Below are 17,113 nucleotides of genomic sequence, written 5' to 3' on the forward strand. Positions count from 1 at the left end.
TTGCCGGAATATTGGTTTGGCATTGTTCTCCTCATCAAAACATACCGACCTAACTATCAACTCAATCAATTTTTTAATTGTTGCCAGACGCCGATAAGAATTCTAAAGCTTGGAAAATAAGTTAATTGTCCATCTTTCCGTAATGAGTTTCCGTTAATGGTTTTAAATATCTTCCCTATCAACTACAAATCAGTACGAGATGGTTCGGAAAAAGAAAAGTTAAGGGTACTAACCAAGAAGAGCCTGATAAAAATCAAGCTCTTCCTTTTTACTATATATAAGTGGCATCTTTCAATAAACAACCGACTAATTCACCCACGGCAATACGCCGATAGTCATTTAAGTGTCAATAAGCTATTGGCTGTTTTTATTGGGTAATTTTAAGTGTTTATCGGTATTAATCGCGGCTACAGCTTTCAATTTTAAAAAGCTTGCTTCACAAAATCGAACATGAAATTATTTTTGCACTGGTTTTTTCTGATGCAAAAACTATTGGCCTGAATTGAACAAGAAACTGTAAAATAAACGCTGTCTAACAATATTAAATTTGAATGAAAGAAAGTTGCACTCCCTGACTAATTTCAGGGAGTATGAATCACTTGTCATCCAAAATTCTTCTATATTCTTCCATCAGCTCATTTACCTTTTCAGGCATCTGTTTTGCCAAATCATTCTGCTGCGCAATATCGTCTGTAATGTTATACAGCTGTGTATCATATCCAAAACCAGTTTCGTTATCGACCCCCCAACTCACTTTTTTGGCGCCTTCGTACGCAGGTATCAGTATCCAGTCGCCTTTCCTGAATGCCGTTCGATGATAGAGTCCCTCGATAACAACACTTTCTCTTCCTTTTTGCGAGCGGCCAAGCAGCACATCCAGCATATCTTCGCTATCGGTTTGTGGGATGCTTTGCCCTGTTAATTTGCTTAAGGATGCCACCAGATCAACCTGAGAAATAATTGCATTGGAAACTCCCGGTTTAATTTTGTCTTTCCACATCACCATAAAAGGAACCCTTGTTCCGGCATCATATAAACTATATTTACCTCCCCTGAGAGGACCGGCGGGTGTATGGTTACCTACTTTCTCTGCCGATTCGTCCAAATAACCATCATCGAGCACCGGCCCATTGTCACTCGAGAATACAATAAGGGTGTTTTCCATTAGCCCTTCCTGCTCCAGCGTTTTCAGAAATTCACCAACGCACCAATCTGCTTCTGCAATAACATCACCACGCGGTCCCATTCCTGTTGTGCCCGCAAATCGGGGATGGGGCACCCTCGGCACATGCGGCTGATGCAGGGCATAAAACAGGAAGAAGGGATTGTCACTTCTTTGTTTTACAAATTGCTGCGCTCTTACAAGAAATGTATCTGCCATATTTTCATCTATCCATTGCGCAGACTTTCCACCTTTCTGATAGCCAATTCTGGAAATACCATTATTGATGCTCATGTCGTGTCCGTGGCTATACATTACTTTTAAAAGTTCAGGATTGGCTTTTCCGGTTGGTTCACCTTCAAAGTTTTTCTTGTAACTAACCTTTAATGAATCGGCTTTATCTAATCCAACCACATCTCCATTCTCAACATACACATTGGGCACACGGTCGTTGGTAGCAGCCATCACGTATGAATAATCAAAACCAATGACATTGGGATTTAATTTTATTGTCTCATTCCAATCCACATAGCCGTCGCCCATTCCTAAATGCCATTTACCTACTACGGCTGTTTCGTAGCCAGCATTCTTCAATATTTTTGGCAACGTTGGCTGCTCAGGATCTATCAAAAAAGGTGCGTCTCCAGAAAGCACCTGAGCTCTGGAATTACGCCATGGGTATTGCCCGGTGAGCAATGAATAACGGCTTGGAGTACAGGTTGCAGAAGTGGCATATCCATTTTCGAACCGAATACCCTCGGTAGCTATCCGATCGATATTGGGTGTATTAAGTTTTCCTACTCCATAAGCACTTATGTCACCATACCCTAAGTCATCGGCATATATAATGACAACGTTAGGATGCTTAACGCCCTGCTCAATATCTGTTTCAGTACCATTACCCTTCAATAATTGATACCCCACCCAAAAAACACAGGCACATATCACAATCAATAATATCCGCAGATTTTTTTTCTCTTTCATAATCCTTTAAATAGCTATTCTGACTAATTCTACTTTAACAGATTAAGTCTAGAATATGATTTTTCTGTTTGTTTCTACCCCGCCCTAAAGGGGGCAAACAGAAAAACCTGCCTGTTCCCTTTAGGGATATAAGGGTAAAAATAGGTAGGTTTTTCAAATGTGTTAAAGTAGAACTAATGTTTCCAACTAATTAACCTGTTAAAACTTGTTGGAACCATACATCGTCACGATGCTTCAACCAATACTCCATTGGGCTGAAAAACTCCCTGCTACAGGGTCATTTTTATCCACTGCCGCTATATTAATGCTGCTCCCATTGAAGAACAAACTCAAACGCATAGTTATTTGCTTTCAGCCAATACTTTTCATGGGTTTTAGATCCCCAACTGTCGTCACCACCAACTCCCATCTGCTTATAATCAATATTCAAAGTAATGTTGCCATCTCGTTTCAAATAAACAGGGTGTGTGGCTGCCTCCAGTGTTTCCATACTATAAGGCCATGCCGAAAAATGAATTAATTCTTTGGCAACCACCTTCAATCCGTTCTTCCCTGAATCGGTCAGCATTACCCAACGCACATCGGCGTGGTTACCATTTTCCTGAGGGCGAACATAATCGTGAATAAATTCATCTACTTTTCCAGAATGGATAGCCACTTCCCCGCATGTTTTGCGGTCCCAATAGGTTTCCCATGGGCCGCGGCCAAAGAAACTAACATTATTGTATTTCTCATCAATGGCTAGTTGAACTCCAAATCGAGGCATTTCAGGGATTTCTTCACCTTCTAAACTTACCGATGTATGCACTCCCAATGCGCCATCTCCAGTGATGGTGTACTTATTCACTACCTGGCTATTCTTTCCAATGTCCAGCTTGCTTTTAACCTCCACAATAACTTGTGTGCTGCTTACCTGCTTCACATCTACTGTTTGAACTTCCATTTGTGGCTGTTTCCACACTCCCAGTCGCTTAGGCATTTTATTGCCTCGATCGTTGTCGGTTGGCACACGCCAGAAATTCACTTTCATAGGCGCGGTAAGCAGCTCTGTCTTTTTCTGCTTGTACGACACCACCTGGCCACTCTTAGGGTCTACTTCAACCGAGAATTCCTTGTTAAACACACGAATTGCCTCTTCGCTTTGCGAGACCTGAACAGCAGGTAATTCCGCAAGGTCTTGTTCTTCCATGGCCGGTACTTCATAAGGGATAGTGTACTGGTCCCAGGCTGTTACATGCCCTTTCTTTGCCCATAAACCATCTTCACGCAAAGCAGCTGTTACTTTCAGGAAATACTCGGCACCCGGTTTCAATTGCGGCCTTTCAAACGGGATGCGGATACGCATTTTTTGACGAGGCGCCACGTTGTAATGAGGCAATTGTCCTTGTTGCAGCAATTTTCCATTCTCGGTAAGTTCCCAGCTAAATACCAAATGTTCTGTTCCTATAAAGAAGTGCTTATTAAACAAATCCACTTCCCCGATCAACAGGTTCACCGGTTCAACCTTTTGATATTGGTAAACCTTTTTCACCTCATATAAAGCAGGGTTTGGTGTTCGGTCCGGTCGAACAATTCCATTACAGCAGAAATTACCATCGTTCGGATAATCTTTGTAATCACCACCGTATTTGAAATACACGTTTCCGTTATCATCTGTTGCCTGAAGACCCTGATCCACAAAATCCCAGATACAACCACCCTGCAGGTATTTATACTCTTCAATTACATCCCAGTAATCCTGGAAGTTACCTAAACTGTTGCCCATAACATGTGCATATTCAGAGAAAATCCAGGGCTGTGTGCGTGTTTGCGACGCCGCATAATCAAAGGTACCCCATCTCCAAGAGCCTGGGTACACAGAACCGCTCTTACCTGTGGCATAATCAACCAACTCCCACGGATGCGAATATTGCGGACAGATAATATCGGTATAACTGCGTGTGCCGGCGCGTTCGTATTGCACAAGACGCTCCGGATCACGCTGACGGATGTAATCGCGCGCCACTTCAAAGCTGGTACCATCTCCCGCTTCATTTCCTAATGACCAGATGATGATGGAAGGATGGTTTTTATCGCGTTCTACCATCCGACGAATCCGATCAACATGAGCCTCGCGCCACTCCAGTTTGTTGGCCAGTGTTTTAGCTGGTTCATAACCCACTCCGTGCGATTCCACATTGGCCTCATCGATAACATACAAGCCGTACTTATTACACAACTCATAAAAATAGGGATCATTGGGATAGTGTGCCATCCGCACTGTGTTGATGTTATTTTGCTTCATGATCAGCACATCCTGTAACATACGCTCTTTGGATACATTACGTCCCGTAACAGGGTCGTGCTCATGGCGGTTCACTCCTTTAATATAGACAGGCTGCCCATTAACCAGCAATTCACCCTCTTCCACCTTTACATCGCGGAAACCAAAATCAGTGGATACCCGTTCAAGCACATTGCCCTGATCATCTTTTAGCGTCAGGATAGCTTTGTACAAATATGGATCTTCGGCACTCCACTGACGCGGGTTCAAAACCTTTTGTTTTAAATGAACAACACTTTCGTTACCGGGAAAAATCATCACCGTCAGGTGTTCTGTCAAAGGCGACTGTTTGTAGTAATTGCCATTGGCATCCACCAGGTCAAGCTGCAGATGCGTGCGGTACCGAGCTTTCTCGTCGTAATTGTGGATGTAAGCCGTAACATTCAACTCTGCATTTTTATAATCTGCGTCGAAAGTGCTTCGGGCAAAAAAGTCACGGATATGCAATTTGGGCGCAGCCATCAGGTAAACGTCCCTAAAAATTCCACTGAACCTGAAGAAATCCTGATCCTCCAAATAAGAACCATCACTCCAGCGGTATACTTCCGCTGCCAAAAGGTTTTTTCCCGGCTTCACATAGTCGGTCACATTGAACTCTGCCGAGGTCATACTTCCCTGACTATACCCTACTTTCTTACCATTAATCCATAAATAGAATGCACTTTTCACACCATTAAAGTGAATGAACAGCTCGCGCCCATTCCAACTTTCATCAACCATAAACTGGTGTCTGTAAGAGCCAACCGGATTGCGCATTTCGAATGAAGTGTAGGCGCTATCCGGCTCCGACATAACGTAGGGCGGATTGTTTTTAAACGGATAAGCTACATTGGTATAAATCGGCTTTCCATACCCGTGCAACTGCCAGTTAGACGGTACCGGAATAGTGTTCCATTCAGAATCATCAAAACCGGTCTGATAAAAGTCAACAGGTCGTTCGTCCGGATGCTTAACCCAGTTGAATTTCCAGTTTCCATTCAACAGCTGTATCCATTGTGAATTTTCTGCTTGCCCACTCAGAGCCTGTTCCCACGTATTAAAAGGATAGAGCGTGGCGTGCGGTTGTTCCTTATTGATTCCGATCACCGCAGGGTTTTCCCAGTCGTGCTGTTGCGCTTCGGTTTGGCCCATCGAAAAACAAAGCACTACCAATAGAGCCGCCAGGTTTCGAAGGGGCATCATCAGTTTATTCTCACTAATTTTTTTCATACACATGGTTCGCTAATTATTATTTCGACAAGAAATCTTGGCAGATGGGAGTGAAACAGATTAATTATTGTTCTAAATCCCTAAACCGTTTGAGTGCTTCAAGGAAATAGTAATCAGCATAATTGAGAGGTACATCAATTTCGGCTCCATGAGGAATGCTTCCTACAGAATGTTTTAACACAAAGAAATTGTTTTCTCCTAACTTTGCTCTGTAGACCGGCGAGGCCAATGACTTCATTATCTCTTTCGCTTTTACAAGATAAAGCTCCTTGTTTTCAGAGAAACCGCTAAGCTCGCACAAGGCAGACGCCGTTATGGCAGCAGCCGAAGCATCGCGCAACTCGTTAGGGATATTCGGTGCGTTGTAATCCCAAAACGGCACCAGATCTTGTGGTAAATTGGGTGAGCCAAAAATGAAATTAGCTATTTCTTCGGCCACCTCCAGATACCTGAGATCCTTTGTTTCGCGATAACACACTGTGTAGCCGTACAAACCCCAGGCTTGTCCTCTGGCCCAAGCTGAATCATCGGAATACCCCTGCGCGGTATTTTTCTGACGCACATCCCCGGTAATAGTGTCATAGTCAACAACATGCCACGAACTAAAATCTTCTCTGAACTGGTTTTTCAAAGTAGTGTTAGCATGCTGCACTGCAATGTCATAAAAAGTGGAATCACCACTCAGGCGCGTAGCATTAAACAGCAGTTCGAGGTTCATCATGTTGTCTATAATAACCGGACATTCCCACCCGCGTTGCGACATCCATCCGTTTGTGGTATTCCACGATTGTATAACGCCTGCTCCGGGTCTGAATCGGGTTGATAACGACTTAGCTGCCTGGACAATTACGTTGGTATACTTCTCATTTTTGTTTAAACGGTATGCATTGCCATAACTACATCCGATCATGAAACCCACATCGTGATGCCACTTCAGGTATTGCACACTCTCCAACGATTCAGTTAATTCAGTCCCGTAATCGATCCATTTCTGCTCGCCTGTTAGTTCATACATATACCACATCGTACCAGGAAAAAAGCCACTTGTCCAACATTGCGGATTCACATAGCGGGTAGTCCCATCCTCATTCATTGTTCTTGGATTCAACACCTTATTCGTTTTACGAATTGCATCCAATTGCAATCCGATTTGAGCAGATGCAAATTCTATGTTCTCATCTATAAAAGTTTGATTTGCATTTTCCTTCTTACATCCGAAAAACACTCCTATGGAAATCAAAACAAAAAAAAGCTGTCCAAAAAATCTCATAACACTATCTATAATTATCAATTTCTATTTTTCGCACTTTTCACGACTTTAAACTGAGCAAATCGTCTATGTGGTTTCTTCATTGGTTTTCGTTCCTGAACATCCCGAAAACAAAATCATCGCGCTAATAACGACAATACCAATAGTTGTGATTTTCTCTATTTTCATTGTTACAGTATTAAAAGCAGTCAGGTACACTCGCCAAACCACCTAGCCATCAGACTTACTAAAATCAAATTAGTGTTTTTCTTCACTCACCCCATTGATTTCTGAGATGCGCTCCGGACGAAGCGGATCAAACAGGCTAATATTCTCCCGCTCGAAAAATGGAATTAACCAACTAAGGCGACTACTAAAGCTCTCATAATCCTTGTTTAGTTCCTTGGTCCAGGCTGCTTCAGCCAGTGCCGACAAACGTGGGAATACCATGAACTCAAGTCGTTCGACAGTATGCATGGTTTCCGTCCACACATTGGCCTGAATTCCTTTAACAAAGTCGCTTTTATAAAACTGCCCACCTGTCATTTCCCCGTTGGGGAAAGCATATACGTCTTCAATAGGACAAAATCCGCCCCATCGTCTTCCGTCTTTGTGCGAATCATTCTGCACAAAATCAAAATAAAGCGGCCTGCGAGGACACATAATTGTTGCGTACTTCTTATCAACCGCCGTCTGTAACATTTGTGGCTTATCGTGTCGCCACCACATTACCCAGGTATCTTCGTTTCTTAAACCCGCGTTGGTCACTTCGTCCCATCCCATTACTGTTTTCCCAATGCATTTAACCGAATCGGCCATCCGGTTTAAAAAGTAATGTTCTACATCAACGAGGTCTTTCAATCCCTCTTTTTTCATCAACTCCTGTACTTCGGGAAAACCTGACCACTGGTGATTACCATAGTGTACTTCATCACCTCCGATGTGGATAAATTCAGAAGGGAACAAAGCAGCCACTTCCTTAAGGATATTGGTCAAAAACTGGTATGTTCCTTCTTTGCCCGGGTGAAAAGTGAAATCAGGGTTTCTTTCTGAACCTCCTCCACCAAATTCGGGATATGCTCTAACAGCAGCCGTTGCATGACCGGGCATATCTATTTCAGGGATAATTTCGATAAAACGTTCGGCTGCATACTCAATTATTTCTGTTATCTCCTTTTGGGTATAAAACCTGACGGGTGCATTCTTATCCCATTTGGTTCCGGCACCACCCACTTCGGTTAACAAAGGATATTGTTTTATTTCAATACGCCATGCGGGCTCATCTGTCAGGTGCCAGTGAAACTTGTTTAGTTTTTGCAGAGCCATCATGTCCAGTATCTTTTTCACTTCTTCCATGCCAAAGAAATGACGAGACTCATCGAGCATAAAACCGCGCCACTCATAACGTGGACTATCATCGACCACACCACAGGGAATGGATGTATTACCCTTTTGCTGCGCATTAATAAGCAACTGAAGGAGTGACTGCAACCCGTAAAACGTCCCTTCCGAAGCGTTTGCTTCAATAACAATTTCGTCCGGTTCAATTACCAAACGATAAGCCTCTTTGGCTGTCACTTCGCTTGATTTGAACAGTTTAACCCGGGCATTTTGTTTCTTCTGACGCACATTGATATTGGCATAGCTCTTGGCCTGTGTCGTAAATACCTTGACTATATCATTGAACTCATCTGCATCTGTTGACACAGTTAGCCGATTGGAGAAATCGAAATACCCCTTTTTAGCCTCATAATGATTAGGATAAGGAACTATTATTGTGCTATTCTCTTGCGCAAAACCAATTAATACTGCCCAAAAAATAAGCGAAACCACCAGCAAAATACGCTTCTTCATTCTTTTAATCATTTAAATATTTATACAGGAAACATAGCGACATTGGTTTACCCACCTACCATAATCGCCACAGCACAGCTAGTTTGCAGGCTGAAGACTATTCATCCAATAATTAAAAGTTCGCCCGTATTTATTCATCGATGTTATCTTCAGCACATATTCGGCACATTTAGTGTCAATATACCGGAGCTCATCCAAAACGTATACTGTTCCCATTGGGTTATAAGGCTTGTTATAATCGCTGCGATCCTTATCCGGAGCCCACTCGGTATTCACAAACTCCAGGTGAACATAGTTTTCGGTATCCATCATATATGGTTCCCAAAACTTCACACAGCTTTCGATGGAACTTCCTTTTTTGTTCTGCAACTGATAAAGCGCTGTGGCTGCTGCTTTATCTTTGTACATGCCAGCTGCCTTTAATATACGCGCATAAAAAAGCAGGTTGTATGAATGGTAAGCAAACGCATCGCGGTTAACAAAGTCATGAGAAACACCATTTTCCAGAATGTTGAGTTCAATGTGACTTTTCAAATTATCCACAGAGGTATTATAGAGTGCCTCATCGTCTAATATCTGTGAAAAATAAAACAGGAAATTGATTCGTATCGTATTCCAGTTGTTTTCGAGCAGGTTGCCGGTAAAGTTCAATTGCTTATAATAGTCAGCCCGCTTACGTATCCAGCCATCAATCGCGACACGATCCTGCTCACCAATGTGTTGTCTTATTACCGAGTAAGCTTCATACAAAGGAGTTATTAACGATTCGCGCGGAGTATGATCGGTGGGCTCATTAATACTTGCCCATGCTTTTATTAAAGCGGTTGCTTTTTGAAGGTATAAACCGGCTTGTTCACTTTTTTTATCCATGAACATCCAATCAACTGCAATGGTGTAAATATTTTGGGCATTTTCCTTTGCAGTTGCCTGGTTTTCCTGGGTTAATTGTTGTACGGCGTATGGTTCACTTGTCATGGCGGCATTGGCCACTTCTGTAATCCATTTGTTAAACGCGCTCCTCGCTGCACCCGATTCTTCCAGCTCTTTCACAGCGGCATTGTACATCTCCAAATCAGCCACTAAGTTTGACAAGTAAGGCATTACAGCATTGACAATGATGGTATACTTATTATTTGTCACACCATCCTGCGCGGTAACGGTAAATTCAACAGGAGATGAAAAATCCTGTGGACCTTGCGGTGAATAGGTAGCCTTGGGAGATACCTCCAATTCAGGCGTCAAACTGGTTAAATCAGCACCGGCAGGCATTGTTACATATATCGTACTTCCATCTTTTACAATTTCAACAGCCTCGCTAAGCTGAAAAGATACCAGGTTGCACAACTCGCTGTTTGAGATAGTAAAACTCACTGAACTATTGGCAATTGATGTTATCTCTGAACCAGCGATCAGCTGGACCTCTCCTTTGGTCATCTGCGCATCACCCAGCTGAAATTTTTTTGCCAGAACAGTTTGCCCTTTCTGAAAGGTTATCGTCTTTTCAAAATCATTGAAATAATTCGAAATATCTACACCATCACCATCGCTAATGGCAATAGAAATTGGGATATCCAATTTTGCGGGTGTACCATACACCGAGCTAAACACTACTTCGAGACTATCTCCGGAAACAAGACTCTTTTCTTCCAGCGCCATTTTTAAAGGAATCGCAGCAACCGGCTTGTCCTTTTCCAACATCTCATCCTGACCACATGCTGCGATAAAGCAAGCTGCGACAACTACTACCCATACAAGATACTTCATAATTTCTCCACTAAAAAAAACAACTACAGCAGTTATTTTTATAAACAATATTAACTGGCTAACGAATAAATCGAATTTTAAAGTAATAAGAGTTGGTATCCCTCAGAATACCAACTCTTATGTATCCACTTCTTATTTATTACGAACAATTCTAAATCCGATGGAGGCATGGTTTGGGTTTACACCAAACTCTTTACCACGTTCCCACATTTCCATTTCATTATCCGTAGGACGTGTCCAATAGCATCCTCCGCGAGTCACTTTATTTGTGCCCGATTCAGGTCCCATAGGATCAGTTGTTGGAATTGCCGGATGTTCTCCGCCAGCCCAATCCCAGCACCATTCTCTCACATTACCCACCATATCGAAAATACCTAGTTCGTTGGCTTTAAAATTTGCACCAGGATGCGGTTCTCCCCAGTTGTTATAAACATTTGTGGCATTGGCTTGTACCCATCCCAACTCTGTTGCTACATCGCCGCCGGGGTAAATGTATCCTTGAGAGTACTTGCCTCCACGTGCAATGAATTCCCATTCTGCCTCAGTTGGCAAACGGTATCCTTTACCGTTAGGATCATTGATGGTTACAGTTGCTGAAGAAATACGGCCAGTTGCTTCACTCACTACATCTGATATTGTATAATACGGTTCTAAGCCATGCTCAATACTCAGCTTATTACTAAAGTCACAAGCATCAAACCATGACAAGCAAGTCATAGGAATAGTTGGTCCGGCAGGCTTCCATCTCCAGCCTTGAACACTGGCTCTGTCTTCACCTAATAAATCACCATACTCTCCCCACATGATCTCTAAAGTACTTACAAATAAATCTTTAGAAATAGTCGCTTCAAACATAGACGCTCCTCCGGCTCCCATCGTAAAGGTGCCTCCTTCAACAAATACCATGAGAGGCGCAACTGCTTTTTCAACAATGCTTACGCTGTATTCCTGCGTCGTCACCCCATCTTCAGCGGTTACCGTATAAGTGTCACCCGCTTTTTCATAGGTGGCTCCATAGGCAAGTGTGAGTGAAGCGGTCAACTCAGCAGCATTGGTTCCTGTTGGCACATTTACATTGATCACCCGGTTAGCCTGATCGATAACAGCAGGGTAATTACCAAGTATGAATGATTCGACAACAGCTTTATCATTTTTAGCATACTTAACAGAAACGGTGTATACCTTTTTAGTTTCACCATCCTGCGCAGTAATGGTATACTCAACCGGAGATGAAAAATCCTGCTTACCTTCCGGTGAATAGCTTGCATCGAGCGATACTTCCAACACTGGCTCCAAAGCTGTCAGATCAGCACCGTATACCATGTATACCAAAACAGTGCGGTCTTCCTGGTTAATCTCGCCCTCTCTCCCATCAAGCAGAAAAGAGTTCAGGTTACACGATGGATTGTTGGTAATCGTTAAAGGAATCTTTTCGCCAGTAATAGTGTTCGTTTCACAACTGGCACTCAGCTCCACATTAATTTTAGCCATTTTAAGCTTACTGACTGAATAGTTTTTAGTAAGCGATTTCTCACCTCTTGGAAAAACAACCGTTTCAATAAACCCCAGAAAGTGTTGAGAAGCATCTTCTCCGTTTGCGTTGCTTACCGACAGAGTAATTTCAATGTCTTTACCGGCAACAGCGTCTCCCTCAACATCGAAAACAATACTTAGGCTGTCACCCGAAACCAGTACATCATTTTTTACTGTCATTTTTAAGGCAACATTTTCCTTTTCCTGACTATTATGCAATAGGTCTTCTTTGTTACATCCGTAGATAAAAGCCACTGCAGCAATGGTTAATATCCATATATAGCTTAATTTTTTCTTCATAATTAAACTTTTTAAAATTTTGTAATACAGATACAGAGATAGCTCTGCACCAGTAATTTTTACCAATTTTTACCTGGTTTCAAATTTGGATTAATATTCAGCTCACTTTGATTGATCGGATAGAAGTAGTATTTATCCTCCCAAAGACGAGTGCTATTATCTACCTCTTTTGTGTAGATAAATGAACCATCAGCCGCTTTCTCAATCTTCATTGTTTTTATCGCAACGGTAGCATCTCCAATCATCCAGCGTCGAACATCCCAGAAACGGTGATCTTCAAAAGCCAGCTCTACCATGCGCTCTTTACGATACTGAGTGGTAAAATCTTCCAGTGATAAAGCATCTGAAATAGCATCGATGGTTAAGCCTTTGCGTGTGCGCACCTTATTGATCGCATCAACAGCTGAAAGCGGCAAGTCAGCATCAGTACCTGACACACCATTGATTTGGCTGGCAGCTTCTGCATAATTCAAATACACTTCCCCTAGACGAAACAGGATCCAAACCATTTTATGCTGCGTGGTACCAACCGGATTAAGGTTGGTGTTTTTCATCGCATATTTTTTCAGGTAATAGCCGGTTGGAGTAGCACCTTTGTTTGGCAAGCCATCTTTTCCGCCAAAGAAAATATCCATGGTTTCGTTATAGGCCCATTCCGACTGATTGACCACCACGGTTTGTTGCAGACGCTGATCGCGATTTGCATATGGATTGGCCGGATCGTAAGTAAAGCCAGATTGCATGTCGTAGGCATCAACCAGGTTCTGAGTCGGACAGTTACCCGTTTTTCCTCCCTCTACTGAAATTGGAAAGTTTTCTTTTTCAAACGAGTTGGTTGCACCTTTCATGATATTCGCTATAACTTCCGGGCATTTTGCATGTTTATCGCCTTCTGAGTTCCACAAATCGGAGTACTCGATAGAAGACAAGCTAACACCGTTGGCTTCCATTGCATTAATAATGGATAGCGAAGCCAGACCAGACGAGCGTAGCAAATTCAGGTCGTAAGTGCCATTGTTGTGTAAGGGGCTGGCAGCATATAACAGTACCCGTGCTTCCAGAGCCTTTGCAAACAACTTTGTAACACGACCGGTTTGTTTGCTATATTCATTAACGTCATAGGTATCGGGCAGATAATCAGAACAAGTATGACTCTCGCTGGCAATCCATTCCAGCACTTTTTTGGCATCAGTTTGCGATACACGATTAACTTCCTCCTTGTTAAGCACATCAGTAACCAAAGGCACATTGCCATAGCGTTTAACCAATTCGAAGTAAAAATAAGCACGCAGGGCTCTTACTTCCCATTTCAGATTTTTAAAGTTGGTGTACAATCTTTCATAATCCTCGTTGTACAGATACTCTTCAAACTCTTTATCTGCCGCTTTTTCAAGAAAGTTGTTACACACAAAGATGCCCTGGTAAAAATGTCCCCATTGATCATCTACCGTATTAAAGGACGACCAGCTGCCATTATAGTATTTATGAATATAACTTGCAGGCCAGGCATACTGCGATTCGTCGCAACCAGAGGAACGCATAGCCGATCCAAAATTATCCTGTAAATAAGTATAACAGTTTAAACCCGCGGAGGTGGCTCGCTGCAGATTACTAAATGCCAACTCTTCATTGAGAGTATCTGTTTCGCTATACTCCAGGAAGTCGTTGCAGGCAGTAAACGTCAACATCACTGCACTAAGCAGTAATACTATTTTGTGTTTATATTTATTTTTCATACTTCAGTCTATTAGAAATTGATCTTCACTCCAAGATTAACAGAACTATACATTGGGAAATTGAGACCAAAGGCCTCAGCATCGCCAACTCTCATTTTATCGATCGAAAACAGGTTATAGCCCCTGGCAAAGATTGTGGCATTGCCCAGCTTTACACGTTCAACCCATTGTTTTGGCAGGGTATAGTAAATTTCAGCTGTTCTAAGTTTCAGATAGGATAAATCTTGCAACCAAATAGTTGAGGCCACATTATTGTTTTCATTTAGCGCGTTTGTTAAACGTGGGTACAATGCATCCTGATTTGTCTCAGTCCAGCGATTATCGTAATAATGTTGTGATATATTATTATTATCGACTAATGGACGGTAAATACCATCTGCCTTCATGATGGCACTGTGGTTAGCAGTTCCCTGGAACAGAAGATTGATACCTAGCTTACGATACTCAACATTCAAATCCAATGAAAAATACATTTCGGGTACAATTGAATTATTGCCAATAGCAATTCTATCGTATTGGTCGATAATGCCATTATCATCCTGATCCTTGTATTTGATATCTCCGGGCTGCACTTCTGAGAAAGTTTGAACAGGACTATTATCAATATCAGCCTGATCTTTGAAGAAACCTATCGATTCGTAACCAAAGATTTGACCAACCGGATGTCCGGTAGCCCTGTTAAAGTCATTCTTCCATACTTGCTCGTTGTTATTAATTATTTCACTTCTTGTAAAAGTGAAATGTCCCATCGCCGAATACTTAAGGTCACCTTTTGCGCCTGTATATCCTAATCCTAACTCAACGCCTTTGTAAGCATATTCTGCACTGTTGGTCATGCCCGGGTCAATACCAATGACTGATGAAACAATATTTTTGCTTTCAATCAATTGGTCGTACTCTTTAATATCAAACACATCAACACTCACATTCATACCACCGAAGAATGTACCTTCAGCACCAACATTCACACTTCGGGTTTTAGGATAAGTAAGATTAACCACTGGTAAGCTACCGGGCTCAATAGTACCCACTCCCTGGAAGTTCCCGAATAAATAGCTTTTACCTGTTTGATAGTACACTTTGTACAGGTCAAAATCCATATTATCACTTCCGGTAATACCCCATGATGCATTCACTTTCAGGTAATCAATGGCCTCGCTGTTTTTAGCAAAGTCTTCTTGCGAAACAACCCATCCGGCCGAAATGGCAGGAAAATAACCCCACTTTCTACGGGGGTTCAACACGTTAGAAGAACCAACTGAAAATGTAGCATCCAGCAAATATTTATGATCATAGCCATACGAAGCATACATGACATTATTTACGCGGTTAAACATTTTGTGCTGCCCGTAACCGGAATAGCTAGATATCTCAAATATATATCCACCACCTACGGTTGACTTGTTAAAAGTGCGTTTGTAATCGAGTTGTCCCTGTCCGGTAAGTTTTCTCCACTGATCGATGGTGCCTGCATTCCACTCCTGAAAGTTGGTCATGCGTTCTCCAATCAGGTTATATTCAAGATCAGTTGGGTTACCATCATTATCAAATACAGGTGTAATGGTCTCTGTTTGGTAAGTTCTGTACTTTTTCTCTCTAATTACCGAATAAGAGTCCATACCAAACCTGGCACTTGCATTCAGACCTTTGGTAATCGCATCAAGGTTTTGCTTAATGTTTATATTGGCGTAAAGGGTACGCGTATGAAACCTTGTAAAACCAGCTGTTGACAATTCAGCTACCGGATTGGTTTTCCACGTTGTGCTGGCTCCCCAGTTACCATTTTCGGTTTTTATTGGAAATGCTCCGGCAGATGTATTATAAATACTTTTCATCAGGTCCGATTCACTTAGCATTCCCCGGCTGTTCTCCTGTAGTTTCCCCAGCATATTAATTGTCAGCAGTGTATTTTTTGATATGTTGACATCTACATTGGTACGCACATTCAGGTTTGAATATTTGAACTGGTTCGGGATTGAAGGATCGGGCGCGTTGAGCTTAATAAAACTTTCATCAGTATCATAGGCCACCGCCCCATAAAAACGAGTAATGCCATTACCGCCTCTAACTTGTACATTGTAGGAGTTAGAGTGAGCTACATCCTTAAATATCTCATTGGCCCAGTTTACATTGCTATAAATTCCGGGCTGACCTCCGTCTCGGTAGGCATTAAGCTGATACTGGTTGAACTCAGGAGCTAACCCATCATTGGCTAATGCTTCGTTCATCGCACTCGCATAGGTGAAAGCATCAACCATTGGAATAGTTGATTTGGCAAACTTAACCCCATGGTCGTATTTAAGATCAATCTCCATGGTATTGTATTTACCTTTTTTGGTATTTACCAACAAAACACCATTTGCTCCACGCATGCCATAAATAGCCTGCGATGCTGCATCTTTTAACAAGGTCACTGACTCAATTTCCTCCACAGTCAGTCCATCAAGATCACGTTCGAAACCATCCACTAAGACCAACGGACGTCCTAAGCCACGATAATTCAACCTAGCCTGGTTTTCGGCAACTGTTCCACTTTCCTGTAACACACTAAGCCCCAACAACTCGCCAAACAATGCATTGGAAGCGTTCACTTTTGAGTCGTTTTTCTCCAGGTCTTCTGCAAACACAGTACGAGCAGATGCTGCCGTGTTTTTTGTTGCGTTAATTAAATCATAACCACGGTTCACCGGGCTCGTTTCCAGGCCCATAACAACCACAAGGCTATCCGATAATATTACTGACTTGGAAAAAATATCAGCTGAATTAATAACTGCTTCAGAATTTTCTGTGGCAGTAATAGTATACTCGCCATTCCTGTCAGTAGTCGCTTTAACATCAGGATACTGCACCAAATAAATCAATGCTCCTGAAACTGGTTTTCCTTTTGCATCCAACACACGGCCGGTCAGTTCGTCTGCATTGGCATACTTTTGAACTGCAAATACAAGGAAAAGCCCAATAATAAATTTTAAATATCTTGTCTTCATAAATTCAACTTT

8 protein-coding genes are annotated in these 17,113 nt (G+C 42.2%); all 8 read right to left on the reverse strand.

The annotated features are described in order from the left end of the window. Positions 1-595: 595 nt before the first annotated feature. Positions 596-2,146, reverse strand: a complete 1,551-nt coding sequence (locus INQ51_RS06570; protein ID WP_233377081.1) for a sulfatase family protein — start codon at positions 2,144-2,146, stop codon at positions 596-598. A 301-nt stretch (positions 2,147-2,447) separates the two neighbouring features. Beyond that, positions 2,448-5,678 carry a glycoside hydrolase family 2 TIM barrel-domain containing protein gene (locus INQ51_RS06575; RefSeq protein ID WP_233377082.1) on the reverse strand — a complete coding sequence of 1,077 codons (3,231 nt, stop codon included), beginning with the start codon at positions 5,676-5,678 and terminating at the stop codon, positions 2,448-2,450. 64 nt (positions 5,679-5,742) lie between these two features. Then, positions 5,743-6,786 carry a glycoside hydrolase family 88 protein gene (locus INQ51_RS06580; protein WP_233377083.1) on the reverse strand — a complete coding sequence of 348 codons (1,044 nt, stop codon included), beginning with the start codon at positions 6,784-6,786 and terminating at the stop codon, positions 5,743-5,745. A gap of 399 nt (positions 6,787-7,185) precedes the next feature. Beyond that, positions 7,186-8,781, reverse strand: coding sequence for a beta-N-acetylhexosaminidase (locus INQ51_RS06585; protein ID WP_233377084.1), 1,596 nt, complete (start codon positions 8,779-8,781; stop codon positions 7,186-7,188). A gap of 78 nt (positions 8,782-8,859) precedes the next feature. Then, positions 8,860-10,545: a DUF5018 domain-containing protein gene (locus tag INQ51_RS06590; RefSeq protein WP_233377085.1), complete on the reverse strand. Its 1,686-nt coding sequence runs from the start codon at positions 10,543-10,545 to the stop codon at positions 8,860-8,862. A 132-nt stretch (positions 10,546-10,677) separates the two neighbouring features. Continuing rightward, a complete protein-coding gene (locus INQ51_RS06595; RefSeq protein ID WP_233377086.1) occupies positions 10,678-12,378 on the reverse strand; it encodes an SUMF1/EgtB/PvdO family nonheme iron enzyme in 1,701 nt (566 codons plus the stop codon). A 59-nt stretch (positions 12,379-12,437) separates the two neighbouring features. Continuing rightward, complete coding sequence (locus tag INQ51_RS06600) at positions 12,438-14,114, reverse strand: RagB/SusD family nutrient uptake outer membrane protein (RefSeq protein WP_233377087.1); 1,677 nt, start codon at positions 14,112-14,114, stop codon at positions 12,438-12,440. Between the two features lie 11 nt (positions 14,115-14,125). Continuing rightward, a complete protein-coding gene (locus INQ51_RS06605; RefSeq protein ID WP_233377088.1) occupies positions 14,126-17,101 on the reverse strand; it encodes a SusC/RagA family TonB-linked outer membrane protein in 2,976 nt (991 codons plus the stop codon). Between the last annotated feature and the right edge of the window lie 12 nt (positions 17,102-17,113).

The sequence above is a fragment of the Maribellus sp. CM-23 genome (assembly GCF_021354595.1).
Lineage (GTDB): Bacteria > Bacteroidota > Bacteroidia > Bacteroidales > Prolixibacteraceae > Draconibacterium.